13 protein-coding genes are annotated in these 13,371 nt (G+C 75.7%); 2 read left to right on the top strand and 11 right to left on the bottom strand.

All coding sequences use genetic code 11. The features are described 5' to 3' along the window. Positions 1-116: 116 nt before the first annotated feature. Positions 117-1,994: a translation elongation factor 4 gene (lepA, locus tag ACWENR_RS25565; RefSeq protein ID WP_452279497.1), complete on the bottom strand. Its 1,878-nt coding sequence runs from the start codon at positions 1,992-1,994 to the stop codon at positions 117-119. 134 nt (positions 1,995-2,128) lie between these two features. Next, positions 2,129-2,665 carry a DUF4240 domain-containing protein gene (locus ACWENR_RS25560; RefSeq protein ID WP_452279496.1) on the bottom strand — a complete coding sequence of 179 codons (537 nt, stop codon included), beginning with the start codon at positions 2,663-2,665 and terminating at the stop codon, positions 2,129-2,131. A 205-nt stretch (positions 2,666-2,870) separates the two neighbouring features. On the opposite strand from ACWENR_RS25560, the gene ACWENR_RS25555 reads away from it, so the two are divergent. Next, positions 2,871-3,857, top strand: coding sequence for a phosphotransferase family protein (locus ACWENR_RS25555; protein ID WP_452279495.1), 987 nt, complete (start codon positions 2,871-2,873; stop codon positions 3,855-3,857). 182 nt (positions 3,858-4,039) lie between these two features. Next, positions 4,040-4,306 carry a 30S ribosomal protein S20 gene (rpsT, locus tag ACWENR_RS25550; RefSeq protein WP_452279494.1) on the top strand — a complete coding sequence of 89 codons (267 nt, stop codon included), beginning with the start codon at positions 4,040-4,042 and terminating at the stop codon, positions 4,304-4,306. A 417-nt stretch (positions 4,307-4,723) separates the two neighbouring features. Here rpsT and ACWENR_RS25545 read toward each other — a convergent pair whose 3' ends face one another. The 9 genes from ACWENR_RS25545 to nadD all read right to left on the bottom strand — a co-directional run bounded on the left by ACWENR_RS25545 (position 4,724) and on the right by nadD (position 13,324). Further along, positions 4,724-5,173, bottom strand: a complete 450-nt coding sequence (locus ACWENR_RS25545; RefSeq protein ID WP_452279493.1) for a hypothetical protein — start codon at positions 5,171-5,173, stop codon at positions 4,724-4,726. Then, on the bottom strand, positions 5,170-6,150 hold the full coding sequence (gene holA / locus ACWENR_RS25540; RefSeq protein WP_452279499.1) for a DNA polymerase III subunit delta: 981 nt from the start codon (positions 6,148-6,150) through the stop codon (positions 5,170-5,172). Before holA ends, ACWENR_RS25545 begins: the two co-directional genes overlap by 4 nt. A 124-nt stretch (positions 6,151-6,274) precedes the next feature. Further along, entirely contained in the window at positions 6,275-8,671 is a 2,397-nt protein-coding gene (locus tag ACWENR_RS25535) for a ComEC/Rec2 family competence protein (RefSeq protein ID WP_452279498.1), read from the bottom strand. Positions 8,672-8,712: 41 nt separating this feature from the next. Further along, the gene (locus ACWENR_RS25530) at positions 8,713-9,693 is read right to left on the bottom strand and encodes a helix-hairpin-helix domain-containing protein (RefSeq protein ID WP_452279492.1); all 981 of its coding nucleotides are present in this window, start codon (positions 9,691-9,693) and stop codon (positions 8,713-8,715) included. Positions 9,694-9,808: 115 nt separating this feature from the next. After that, complete coding sequence (locus tag ACWENR_RS25525) at positions 9,809-10,576, bottom strand: SDR family NAD(P)-dependent oxidoreductase (protein ID WP_452279491.1); 768 nt, start codon at positions 10,574-10,576, stop codon at positions 9,809-9,811. 107 nt (positions 10,577-10,683) lie between these two features. After that, entirely contained in the window at positions 10,684-11,544 is an 861-nt protein-coding gene (locus ACWENR_RS25520) for a DegV family protein (RefSeq protein WP_452279490.1), read from the bottom strand. A 39-nt stretch (positions 11,545-11,583) separates the two neighbouring features. Then, the gene (locus tag ACWENR_RS25515; RefSeq protein WP_452279489.1) at positions 11,584-12,210 is read right to left on the bottom strand and encodes a histidine phosphatase family protein; all 627 of its coding nucleotides are present in this window, start codon (positions 12,208-12,210) and stop codon (positions 11,584-11,586) included. Continuing rightward, positions 12,207-12,617 carry a ribosome silencing factor gene (gene rsfS, locus ACWENR_RS25510; RefSeq protein WP_452279488.1) on the bottom strand — a complete coding sequence of 137 codons (411 nt, stop codon included), beginning with the start codon at positions 12,615-12,617 and terminating at the stop codon, positions 12,207-12,209. Before rsfS ends, ACWENR_RS25515 begins: the two co-directional genes overlap by 4 nt. Before the next feature lie 110 nt (positions 12,618-12,727). Continuing rightward, on the bottom strand, positions 12,728-13,324 hold the full coding sequence (gene nadD, locus ACWENR_RS25505) for a nicotinate-nucleotide adenylyltransferase (protein ID WP_452279487.1): 597 nt from the start codon (positions 13,322-13,324) through the stop codon (positions 12,728-12,730). Positions 13,325-13,371 lie beyond the last annotated feature (47 nt).

The raw sequence follows: 13,371 nt of genomic DNA, 5'->3' as shown, positions 1-13,371 counted from the left end.
CGGGCCGGCGAGCAGCTCGCGCAGCATCGCCCGGGCGGTGTGCACGTCGAGGCGGCGGGCCGGGTCCTTCTCGAGCAGGCCCATGAGCACCCGGGCGCCGGCGGACCGGCGGCGCGTCACTTCTTGCCGGGCGCCTTGCCGTCGCCGGAGTCGGAGGAGAGCGCGGCGATGAAGGCCTCCTGGGGGACCTCCACCCGGCCCACCATCTTCATCCGCTTCTTGCCCTCCTTCTGCTTCTCCAGCAGCTTGCGCTTACGGCTGATGTCACCGCCGTAGCACTTGGCGAGCACGTCCTTGCGGATCGCCCGGATGGTCTCCCGGGCGATCACCCGGCTGCCGATCGCCGCCTGGATCGGCACCTCGAACTGCTGGCGCGGGATCAGGTTGCGCAGCTTCGCCGCGATGGTGACCCCGTAGTTGTACGCCTTGTCCTTGTGCACGATGGCGCTGAACGCGTCCACCGGCTCGCCGTGCAGCAGGATGTCGACCTTCACCAGGTCGGACGCCTGCTCGCCGGAGGGCTCGTAGTCCAGCGAGGCGTAGCCCTTGGTGCGGCTCTTCAACTGGTCGAAGAAGTCGAAGATGATCTCCGCGAGGGGCAGGGTGTAGCGCAGCTCCACCCGGTCGGCGGAGAGGTAGTCCATGCCGAGTAGGCTCCCCCGGCGACCCTGGCAGAGCTCCATCACCGCGCCGACGTAGTCGTTGGGGGTCAGCACCGTGGCGCGCACGACCGGCTCGTACACCTCGGCGATCTTGCCGGTCGGGTACTCGCTCGGGTTCGTCACGACGATCTCCTGGCCGTCCTCCGTGATGGCCCGGTAGACCACGTTCGGCGCGGTGGAGATGAGGTCGAGGTTGTACTCGCGCTCCAGCCGCTCCCGGATGATCTCCAGGTGCAGCAGGCCGAGGAAGCCGCAGCGGAAGCCGAAGCCGAGCGCGCCCGAGGTCTCCGGCTCGTAGTCGAGCGCGGCGTCGTTGAGCTTGAGCTTGTCCAGCGCCTCGCGCAGGTTGGGGTAGTCGGAGCCGTCGATCGGGTAGAGGCCCGAGTAGACCATCGGCTTCGGGTCCTTGTAGCCGCCCAGGGCCTCCGCCGCCGGCCGGGAGTTGATGGTGACCGTGTCGCCGACCCGGGACTGGCGCACGTCCTTCACGCCGGTGATCAGGTAACCGACCTCGCCGACGCCGAGCGCGTCCGCCTTCACCATCTCCGGCGAGATGACGCCGATCTCCAGCAGCTCGTGCACCGCCGCGGTGGACATCATCTTGATCCGGTCCCGGGCGCTGATCCGCCCGTCGATCACCCGGACGTAGGTGACCACGCCCCGGTAGACGTCGTAGACCGAGTCGAAGATCATCGCGCGGGCGGGCGCGTCGGCGTCGCCGACCGGGGGCTTGAACTGCCGGACGATCTCGTCGAGCAGGTAAGGCACGCCCTCGCCCGTCTTGCCGGAGACCCTGATGCAGTCCGCCGGGTCTCCGCCGATGAGGCGGGCCAGCTCCTCGGCGTACTTCTCGGGCTGGGCGGCCGGCAGGTCGATCTTGTTGAGCACCGGGATGACGTGCAGGTCGTTCTCGAGCGCCAGGTAGAGGTTCGCCAGGGTCTGCGCCTCGATGCCCTGGGCGGCGTCGACCAGCAGGATCGCGCCCTCGCAGGCGGCCAGCGACCGGGACACCTCGTAGGTGAAGTCGACGTGGCCCGGGGTGTCGATCATGTTGAGCACGGCGGTCTCGCCGGCCCGGTCGCCCTCCCGGACGGTCCAGGGCATCCGGACGGCCTGGCTCTTGATCGTGATGCCGCGCTCGCGCTCGATGTCCATCCGGTCGAGGTACTGCGCACGCATCTGCCGTGGGTCGACCACACCGGTGAGCTGCAACATCCGGTCGGCCAGGGTCGACTTCCCGTGGTCGATGTGGGCGATGATGCAGAAGTTCCGGATGCGCGCCGGGTCGGTGGCACCAGGAGCGTTCGCGCCGGAATCGAGCGTCGGTGGCACAGCGGTCCGTTCTGGTCGGCTGACGTGAGCAGGCCGGCGCGACGCCGGCCCCCTCTATGCTCCCACGTCGCCGCCGCGCACCCACTGCGCGGGCGATCCCCGCCGCGAGGACGGCCCGACCGGGCCCCGCCGCGTCACTCGGCGGGCGGCTCGACGAAGAGGGCGGCGAGCCGGGGCAGCCGCCGCCGCGCCTCCTCCTCGTCGTCGAAGTCCCAGAGGTCGTTCAGGTCCGGCACGGGAGCCGGCTCCCGCTCCGCCGGCAGGTCGGTGGCGGTGGCCCTGCGGTACGCGTCCCACGGCACCGCCAGCATCTCCCCGGCCGAGAACTCCTCGCCGCTCAGCGACGCCGCCCGCACCTGCGGCAGCCCGGCCAGCGAGTCCGGATCGGCGACGGCACGGGCGAAGACCTCGCGACCCTGCGTCATCAGCCAACCCCGGAAGTCGTGGAAGCCCTCGTCGGAGACCCCGCCGTTGATCAGGTAGGCGGCGCCCCACAGGTCGGCCTTGTGCGAGGCGGTCAGCACCCGGGCCTGGTGGCGGGCGTACCCGACGATCTCCTCCGGGTCGCGCTCGGCGAGCAGGGCGACGGCCCGCGCGGCGACCGCGTGCGGCTCTCCCCCGCCGCCGGCCCGGGCCCGGTCGATCAACTGCCAGAAGTCGTCGGTCCTCATGGCCTGGCAGTCTGGCAGACCGCACCGACGCCGCCGCCCCGGTGAGGGCCCCGGCGGGTCGGGCGGTCGCTCCCGGTGAGCGCCACGGCGGTCGGGCGGTCGGTCCCGGCGACTCGCCGGCGCGCCGGTCCGCGTCGAGCACCGGCGCGCCGGCGGACCCGGGCGTCGCGGTGCCGCCCGACCCGGAACCGGGCAGCATGGGGGCGTGGTCCCCGCCTCCCCGCCCCCGGTCCCCTACCACGCGACCGCCCGCCGCCCGGCGTGGGAGACGCTGCCGGCGACGCTGCGCGCCGCGATCGGCGACCGGCTCGGCGCCCCGGTCGTCGCCGCCCGGACCGCCGGCGCCGGCTTCACCCGCGGCTTCGCCGCCGTCGTCACCACCGCCGCCGGGGACCGGGCCTTCGTCAAGGCGGCGGCCACCGCCGAGCAACCGCGCCTGGTCGACTGGTACGCCAGGGAGGCCGCGATCCTCGACCGGCTCCCGAGCGGCCTGCCCGCCCCCCGCCCCCGCTGGACGCTCGACGAGGCCGGCTGGTACGCGCTCTGCCTGGACGCCGTCGACGGCCACACGCCCAGGCTGCCCTGGGACCCCGCCGAGCTGGACGCCACCCTCGCCGGGTACGCCGAGGTCGCCGCCGCGCTGGCCGCGCCCCCGGCGGCGCTGGCCGGGCTCGGGCTGCCCCACCTCGCCGACCTGGCCCGCGAGGACATCCTCTGGTGGGGCGAGGTGGCCGCCGGCCGGGAGCCGTCGCCGCCGCTGCCCGCGCCGACCCGGGACCGCCTGCCCGAGCTGGTCGCCCTGGAGTCCCGGCTCCCCGGGTACGCCGCCGGCGCGACCGGCCTGATCCACGGCGACCTGCGGCTGGACAACGTCCTGGTCGACCCGACCGGCCGGGCCTGGCTCTGCGACTGGACCTGGGTCTGTCACGGGCCCGCCTGGTTCGACCTGGCCGGCCTGCTCCTCACCGCGTACGCCAGCGGCCTGGACGCCGACGCGCTCTTCGCCCGGCACCCGGCGGCGGCCGGCGCGCCCCCGGACGCGTTGGACGCCACCCTGGCCGCGCTCTCCGGCTACTTCCTCACCACGGCCGCGTCGGCCCCCGCGACGGCGTCCCCGCACCTGCCGGCCCACCAGCGGTGGAGCGGCGAGCAGTCGCTCGGTTGGCTCGCCCGCCGGCAGGGCTGGACCTGACCCGCGCCCGGATCGACCGACTCCTCCGGGGTTCGCCCTCGGCCGGCGAGGCGACCAGGGTGGGCCAGAGCCGTTTTGGCTCGTCCCGGGCGACCTGGTAACCTGGCTATTCGCGCAGCGATGACGCATGCTCGTCGCGCGCACAAGCTGACCAACCCGAGCTATCAAGACGAGGCTGTCGCGTGGCGAACATCAAGTCCCAGATCAAGCGCAACCGGCAGAACGAGAAGCGCCGGCTGCGTAACAAGTCGGTCAAGTCGTCGCTGAAGACCGCCGTCCGGAAGTTCCACGAGGCCGTGGAGGCTGGTGACGTCGAGAAGGCCACCACCCTCATGCGCGACGCCTCGCGCAAGCTGGACAAGGCGGTCAGCAAGGGCGTGATCCACTCGAACCAGGCCGCGAACCGCAAGTCCGCGATCGCCAAGCGCGTGGTCTCGCTCTCCGCCTGACGCGGCGACCTCAGACCTGACCGGAAGCCCCGGGCACACCCCGGGGCTTCCGGCTGTCTGCCCTTCTGCGTTCCGCACCAGTACCCGGCCGGGGATGTCTCGGCCGGGCATTCGGCGTTCCCGGCCGGCACGTCGAGCGTTCGGCCGCAGCGGGCGCTTAGCGGACGGGCGGCCACCGCGGCTCGCGGCCCGAGCGCCGGTGGCGCAATCGCACCGCCGGTCACGGCGGGTCCGGTCATTCGGCCGCCGCCCGACCGGCGCGGGCCCGGCTGCGTCAGGCGCCCGGGTGCGCCACGCGTCCAGGTGCGGTCACGCACCCAGGCGCGTCAGGCGGTTGGGTGCGGCAGGCCGGGTGGGTCAAGCGCGCGGGTGCGGCAGGCCGGGTGGGTCAGGCACGCGGGGCGGCAGGCCGGCGGGTCAGGCGCGCGGGTGTGGGTCCGGCTGGCCGGGGCGGCTGCGCTCGGGTCGGGCCCGTGGCACCGGCTCGGCGGTGACGACCACTCCGGGCACGCTGTGGGTGATCCAGTCGACCCGGGCCCGCCCGACGACGGGCTCCATCTGCCGGCGGAAGCGGTCCCGCTCCTGCTCGGGCACGAGCGCCGCGGAGCGGACCACCATCGCGGCCACCATGTCGTTGAGCTTCACCATCACCGCCACCGTGGCCGGCAGGATCAGCACGGCCCACCAGGTGACCAGCTCGGCGAGGGCGAGCAGCGCGGCGAGAGCGACGGCGCCCTCGAAGAAGAGGAAGCAGAGCACCCCGCCCGGGTTGACCACGCGCAGCCCGAGGGCTCGGGCGTAGAGCGGGCGGTAGCGTTCCTCGTCGGCCGGGATCGTGGCCCACGAGCCGCGGGGCGCTCCGCTCACCGGGCGCCGTCCCGCCGGGCGGCCGCGACCGAGAAGACGGCCCGCTCCAGCGCGTACGCCCGGTCGTCCGCCCCGCCCTTGACGGCGGCGTTGCACTCGGCGGCGGCCCGCATCGCCTCGACGAGGCCCTCCGGCGTCCACCCGCGCCCCTGCCGCTGCGCCCGCTCGATCTTCCACGCCGGCATGCCCAGGCTGCTCGCCAGCTGATAGGGGCTGCCCCGCCCGGCGGACGCGACCCGGGCCACGGTGCGTACGCCGTCGGCGATCGCGTCGGCGATCGGCACCGGGTCGACCCCGACGTGCAGCGCCCAGCGCAGCGCCTCCAGCGCGGCCGGCACGTCGCCGACCATTGTGGCGTCGGCGACCGTGAAGCCGGTCACCTCGACCCGGCCCCGGTAGTAGCGGGCGACCGTCTCGGCGCCGATGCGGCCGTCGGTGTCGGCCATCAGCTGCGAACAGGCGGCGGCCAGCTCGCGCAGGTCGTTGCCGACGGCCGCGATGAGCGCCTCGGCGGCGTCCTCGGTGCACTTGCCGCCGGCCCGGCGGATCTCGTCGCGCACGAACGCCACCCGGTCGCGGTGCCCTTTGAGCCTGGCCGCCGGGACGACCGTCGCGCCGGCCGCCTTCAGCCCGTCGGCGAACGCCTTGCCCTTGGCGCCGCCGAGGTGCAGCACGACGAGCTGCACCTCGGGGTCGGGGTTCTTCGCGTACGCCAGCAGGGCGGCCACCAGGTCCTTGCGGGCGTCCTGGCCGGCGCGGAGCACCAGCACCCGCCGCCCGCCGAAGAGGGACGGGCTGAGCATCTCGGCGATCTCGCCGACGGTCAGGGCGCCGGCCTGGTACTCGCGGACGTCGACGTCGGGGTCAACACTGCGGGCCCGGGCGACGGCTTCGGCGACCGCACGCGTGGCGAGCAGCTCCTCGTCGCCGAGGACGAGCAGAATGGGAGCGAGACTGGCGGCGGTCACGCCGCCCATATTCGCACGGCCGGTGGCCGGAGCCAGCCTGCTCATCCGCACTGTGACGGCGGAGCCCGCACTCAGTGCAAATCCAGACATTTATTGCAACTTATCTCTAAAGCCCAGAAACTTCATCTATCTCCTACGGCTGCCGGCCCGGCGGCGTGCCGCGCGTCACGACCGCGAGCCCCGACCGGGCGAGCACCGCCGCCACGTCGCCGTCGGTGTCGGTACGCAGCACCCGCGCCCCGCCCCGGGCCAGCCGCCCGAGCACCGCCGGGCTGGGGTGCCCGTAGGTGTTGCCGACCCCGACCGGCACCAGGGCGACCGCCGGGCGGACCGCGTCCAGGAAGGCCGGATCCTGATAGGCCGAGCCGTGGTGCGCCACCTTCAACACGTCGGCGCGCAGCCCGCCCGGCGGTGGCCGGTCCAGCAGCGCCCGCTGCTCCTCGGTCTCGGCGTCGCCGGCGAGCAGGATCCGCACCCCGGCGACGGTGGCCAGCAGCACCAGCGAGTTGTTGTTCGGGTCCGACCGGGTGCCCCGCAGCGGGTACGGCGGGCCGATGACGAGCAGGTCGACCGCGCCCTCCCGGTACCGCCAGCCGGCCGGGGCGGACACCATCTCGACCGAGTGCGCCGCCGCCTCGGCACGGACGAGGTCCCGACCGGTAGCCGGCTCCGGCCACCGTGGGGCGAGCACGGCGTCCACCGGTCGCCCCCGGAAGACGCCCGTCACACCGCCCGTGTGGTCGGCGTGGAAGTGGCTGAACACCAGCAGCGCGACCTCGCGTACGCCGAGGCGGCGCAGGCAGCCGTCGGCCGCCGCCGGGTCCGGCCCGGCGTCGACCACCACCGCCCGGCCCGGGGCGACCGGCAGCACGACGGTGTCGCCCTGGCCGACCGCGCAGGCGGCGACCACCCAGTTCGCCGGGGGCCAACCGGGTGCCGCCAGCCGCACCGGCAACGCGCCGGCCACCACCGCGACGACGACCACCGCCACCAACCGGCGGACCACCGGGCGTCGCGCCGCCACCAGCAGCGCGACGGTCAGCCCGGCCAGCAGCAGCGCCCCCGTCACCCCGCCCGGCCACGGCAGCGTCCCGGCCGGCAGTCGCGCGCCCTGCCGGGCCACGGTGACCAGCCACCACGCCGGCCAACTGGCCAGCCACGCGAGGAACTCCGCCCCGGCGGGCCAGACGGGCGACACCGCCGCCGCCAGCACGCCGAGCACGGTGGCGGGCGCGATCGCCGGCACCGCGAGCAGGTTCGCCGGCACGGCGACCAGGCTGACCGTGCCCGAGATTCCGGCCACCACCGGGGCGCAGGCGAGCTGGGCGGCGGCCGGCACGGCCAGCGCCTCGGCGAGCCCGGCCGGCACCCCACGGCGGCGCAGCCCGTCGCGCCACTTCGGGGCGAGCAGCAGGAGACCCCCGGTGGCCAGGACGGAGAGCGCGAAGCCGGCGTCGCCGGCCAGCTCCGGGTCGAGCAGCACCAGCACGGCCACGCCGGCGGCCAGGGCGGGCAGCGCCGCCCGGGGACGCCCGGCCGCCAGCGCGGCCAGCCCGATCGCGCCCATCGTGGCGGCGCGCACCACGCTCGGCGACGGGCGGACCAGGATGACGAAACCCACCAGCGCCAGCCCGCACAGCGCCACGGCCAGCCACGGGCCGGCCCGCGCCCAGCGGGCCAGCAGCAGCACGGCGCCGACGACGATGGCCACGTTGGAGCCGGAGACCGCGTTCAGGTGCGTCATCCCGGTGGCGAGGAAGTCCTCCTCCACGGTGGGCGGCAGCCGGCTCGTGTCGCCCACCACGAGACCGGGCAGGAGGCCGCCCTGCTCGTCCGGCAGCGGCGCGCAGGCACGTTGCAGGCCGGCGCGGAGTGTCCCGGCGGCCCGCTGCGACGTCGGCGCCGCGCCGCGCGGCTCCGGCGGCCCCGCCGCGCTCAGCACGGCGGCGGTCAGGTCCCCGCCGCGCGGGGCGGCCAGCCGCCCCTCGGCGGTCAGCCGCTGCCCCGGCAGCAGCCCCTTCCAGCCGGGGTCGGCGGCGAGCACCAGCACGCGGACCGGGGCGGTCATGCGCCGCCCGTCCGGGCCGGTGACCCCGGTCAGCTCGGTCGGCACGAGCAGGGTGGCCGGCCGCCCCGCGACACCGCGTACGGGGCGGGGATCGTCGCGGACGACCAACTCGGCGGTGACCACGGCGCGCTGCTCGACCAGGGCGCGCACCGGCCCGGCGTCGCGGACGGACACCCGGGCGGCGGTCGCCGTCGCGCCGCAGACCACGCCGATCAGCACCGCGACGGCGATCCAGCCGTACCGCCGGACCGGGGCGGACGGTCGGCCGACGACGCCAGCCAGGTGCAGCCCGGCCACGCCGGCCACGCCGGCGGCCACCGCCGCCAGCAGCAGCGTGGCCCCGACGGTCAGGTGCAGCCCGGCCAGCGCGGCGAGCCAGGCCGCCACGGCCAGGCCGGCCAGCCGCAGGTCCGGCCCGTCCGCGCCCCGCTCCTCGCGGCCACCGGTCGCCCGCTCCCCCACCCCGCCGGAGGCCCCGGGCGCGGGTCGTCCGCCCGTCGTCGTCACACCGTCACCAGGTCCTTGAGCTGCTCGTAGCGGGCGTCGCCGATGCCGTCGACCTGGCGCAGGTCGCCGACCGAGCGGAAGCCGCCGTGCTGGTCGCGGTGGGCGAGGATGCGCTGGGCGAGCACCGGGCCGACCCCGGGCAGGGCGTCGAGCTGCGCGAGCGTCGCGGTGTTGAGGTTGAGCCGGCCGCCCGCTCCCGGGGCCGCCCCCGGCGCGCCGCCGGAAGCCGCCCCGGGCGGGGGCGCGGCGCCCGGCGGCGCGGCCACGCCGACCAGGATCAGCTCACCGTCGGTGACCTTGCGGGCGGGGTTGAGCAGGGCCACGTCCACCCCGGGCAGCGCCCCGCCGGCCGCCTCGACGGCGTCGGCGACCCGCGCGCCGGCCGGCACCCGGACCAGCCCCGGGCGGCGTACCTTGCCGGCGACGGCGACCACCAGCTCGCCGTCGGGGGACGACGCCCCCGGCTCCACCGGCCCGCCCTCCGACGCCACCGAAGGCCCCGCGGTGGCCACCGGTCGGACCGGTTCGGCCTGCGGCCGGGACCGCCAGGCCCAGAAGCCGGCGCCGAGCACCACCAGCACGGCGACGACGGCCAGCGCCCGCACACCCCGCCGCCCGGGGTCGAACGCGCCCGGCCCCGGCAGCCGGGAGGGCGACGCCGCCTCGGCCGGCCCCGCCTCGGTCCCGGGTGACGGCTCGGGTTCCGCCGCCCACCCGGTCGGGGCCGGGCTCGCCCGCCGGGCCGGGGTGGACGCGAGGGTCGAGGTGGACGCGAGGGTCGGCGCCGGTCGGAACGTCGAAGCGGTGCCGGGAGCGAAGCCCGGCTGCGCATCGAGGTCGGGTACGGCCGGGGCCGACGGCGACCATCCGGTGTGCTCGGCGGGGCGGGCCGGGCGCGCCGGGGCGACCGCCGGGGGCGGGCCCGCCACCAGCCGGCGCAGCCGTTCCCGGACCACCGTCTCCTCGTCGTCTGACACGAGGCGAGGCTAGGACGGCGGTGGCCGCCCGGCGGGTCGGCTGTGGACGGCGGGACCACCTGTGGACAACCGCCTGATCATGCCGGAGCTGTGCTAGGCCCCGGCGCGCCGCAGGTCAGTGGGCCTCCGGATCCGGGCCGAGGACGGAGCGTCCCCCGTCGACCGGCAGGGTCACCCCGTTGACGAAGCCCGCCGCCGGTGACAGCAGGTACGCGACGGCCTCCGCCACCTCCTCCGGCCGGCCGATCCGCCCGACCGGGTGCAGCCGGGTCAGCTCGGCGTCGATCCGCTCCGCCTCGGCCGGCTCCCGCCCGGCCAGGAAGGCGGCGTGCCGCTCGGTGGCGATCGACCCCAGTGCCACGGTGTTGGTCCGGATGCCCCGCGGCCCGTACTCGACGGCCAGCGACCGGGTCAGCCCCTCGACGGCGGCCTTCGCGGTCGCGTACGGCAGGCAGCCGGGCACGGGCCGCCGCGCCTGGTGGGAGGAGACGTTGACGATGGCCCCGCCCGTGCCGGCCGCCAGGAAACGGCGCACCGCCGTCGCCGCCCCGACCACGGCGGGGCGGAGGTTGCGCCCGATCAGGTCGAGCACCTCGCCGACCGGGTCGGCGTGCAGCGAGGCGTCCCGGAACACCGCCGCGTTGTTGACCCAGCCGGTCAGCGGCCCGGCCCGTTCCGCGAGGTCGGCGGCCCGGGCCGCGACCTGCTCGTCGGCGGCGTCCCCGACGACCGCCGCCAACCGGTCGGCGGCGGGGTGCGTGGTCAGCCACGCCACCGCGTCGGGGTCGCGCTCGACCACCACGACCGTCTCCTCCGCGCCGAGGAGCCGCTCCACGACGGCCCGGCCGACCCCGCGCCCGCCACCGGTCACCACACAGGACATCGCACCCTCCCCCGTTCCGTCGGCCACCGACCGCGCGGCGGCCTCCCCGCTGCCCCGTCCGGTGGGGCAGCTCGACAGCGTCGGCGCGGCATGACCGCGGATCGCCGCTACCCGGCGGCGGGCGGGCGGCGGTGCACGACCACGCAGGCCAGGCCCGGACCGGCGTGCGCGGCGACCACCGCGCCCGCCTCCGAGACGTACGCGTGGCGCAGCCGGTCGCCCAGCCGGGCCGTCAGCGCCGCCAGCAGCGCGTCGGCCCGTTGCGGGGCGGCCAGGTGGTGCACGGCCAGGTCCACCTCGTCGTCGCCGGCCGCCTCCACCGCCAGGTCGACCAGCCGGGCAATGCCCCGGCTGGCGGTGCGCACCTTGTCCCTGACGACGATCGCGCCGTCCGGCATGTGCATGATCGGCTTGACCGACAGGGCGGTGCCGAGCAGCGCCTCGGCCGCGCCGATCCGGCCGCCCCGGCGCAGGAACTCCAGCGTGTCGACGTAGAACCAGATGCTGGTGCGGGCGATCGCCGCCAGCGCCGCGTCGCGTACGCCCGGAAGGTCCTCGCCCCGCTCGGCGGCCGTGGCGGCGGCGACGGCCGGGAAGCCCAGACCCATGCCGGTCGAGCGGCTGTCGACCACGGCGACCCGGTCGCCGAACTCGGCGGCGGCCAGCCGGGCGGCCTCCACCGTGCCGGAGAGCTCGGCCGAGAGATGCACGGAGACGACGCCGTCCGCGCCGGCGTCGAACAGCTCCCGGTACGTCCGCGCGAACTGCTCCGGCGCGGGCCGGGAGGTGCTCACCGAGACCCGCCGGCCGCCGAGTGCCCGGGTGGCGTCGGCCGGGGTGGTCTCCACCCCCTCCAGCCCCTCCGCGCCGTTGAGCACGACGGTCAGCGGCACCACCGTCAGCCGGTGGGCGCGCAGCAGCTCGGACGGAAGGTAGGCGGTGGAGTCGGTGACGACCGCGACGGGCATGCCCGGCACGCTAGCCGATCCCGTCGGGGAGCGCCCGGATCAGACGGCCTCGGTGGCCGGCGCGGTGATCAGACCGACATTGTGGGCGCGCAGGTGCCAGCCGCGGGCGTCGTCGTGCCGCAGCTCCGTCCAGTGGCAGTTGGACAGCGACCCGACGGTACGCAGCACCGCGTGCTCCCACCCCAGCAGCTGGCCGACGCCCTGGCGGGCGCCCCCGCCGTGGGTGGTCACCACGACGGTGCCGCCGGGGGCGAGGTCGGCCGCGTCCTGGAACGCCGCGCCGACCCGCTTGCCGAGGTCGTCGAGGGTCTCGATGCCGGCGCCCGGGTCCGGGTCACCGGCGCGCCAGCGGGCGTACTCGGCGGGGTGGCGCTCGGCCGCCTCGGTGAGGACCAGCCCCTGCCAGAGCCCGAAGTGCCGTTCCCGCAGCCGGGGATCCGTCGCCACCGGCAGCCCGGTCAGCGCGGCCAGCGCGGCGGCCGTGTCCATCGCGCGGCTCAGGTCGCTGGCGACGATGGCGTCCGGCCGCAGCGCGGCGAGCAGGGGCGCGGCGGCGCGGGCCTGCTCGCGGCCGAGGTCGTTGAGCGGCACGTCGGTCTGCCCCTGCACCCGGCTGGCGGCGTTCCAGTCGGTGTTGCCGTGCCGCCAGACGATCAGGCGGGTCATTCCGCGGCGGCGGAGCCGGTGCCGGACTCGGCGTCGACGAGGTCCCGGTCGACGAACGGGATCGTCGGGCAGTCCTTCCACAGCCGGTCGAGGGCGTAGAACTCGCGCTCCTCGGTGTGCTGGACGTGCACCACGATGTCGACGTAGTCGAGCAGCACCCACCGGCCGCCCCGCTCGCCCTCGCGGCGGACCGGCTTGGCCTTCTCCGGCAGCTGGAGCAGGCGCTCCTCGATGGCGTCGACGATGGCGAGCACCTGCCGCTCGTTGGGCGCCGCGGCGAGCAGGAACGCGTCGGTGATGGCGAGCTGGTCGCCCACGTCGATGATGACGATGTCCTGCGCCTTCTTGTCGGCCGCGGCCTGGGCGGCGGCGAGGGCCAACTCGTGGGCGCGTTCGGAAACTGTCACCGTTCTCCTTCGATCAACCGTGCGATCCTCCAAGCGTCTCACACGCGGCGGAATCCCGACTCGTCAGTTTCGCCGTGTTACCCTCCCGAACCGCCTGAAACGGCGTCAAATCACTGCTGGTACAGGCGCCGTTTGGCGATGTACTGCACCACACCGTCCGGCACGAGATACCAGACCGGCTCGCCCCGGGCGACCCGGGCCCGGCAGTCCGTGGACGAGATGGCCATCGCCGGGACCTGCACCAGGCTCACCGTGTCGGCGGGCAGGTGCGCGTCGGTGAGCTCGAAGCCGGGCCGGGTCACCCCGATGAAGTGCGCCAGCTCGAAGATCTCGTCCAGGTCCTTCCAGGAGAGGATCCGCTCCAGCGCGTCGGCCCCGGTGATGAAGAAGAGCTGCACCTTCGGCCCGTACTCGGCCTGCAGGTCACGCAGGGTGTCGACCGTGTAGGTCGGCCCGCCCCGGTCGATGTCGACGCGGCTGACCTGGAAGCGCGGGTTGGACGCGGTCGCGATCACCGTCATCAGGTAGCGGTCCTCCGCCGGGCTGACCGGCTCGTCCGCCTTCTGCCACGGCTGGCCGGTGGGGACGAAGACCACCTCGTCCAGCCCGAACCGGTCCGCCACCTCGCTGGCCGCGACGAGGTGCCCGTGGTGGATCGGATCGAAGGTGCCGCCCATGATGCCGACCCGCCGGATGTCCTCCTCCATCCGATGATCGTAGGCCGGGCACGGCCGGCGCCCGTCGCGGGTCGCCG

Source organism: Micromonospora sp. NPDC004336 (assembly GCF_053602615.1).
Note: the sequence above shows the minus strand (reverse complement) of the source record. Positions and strands in the feature narration are given on the sequence as shown.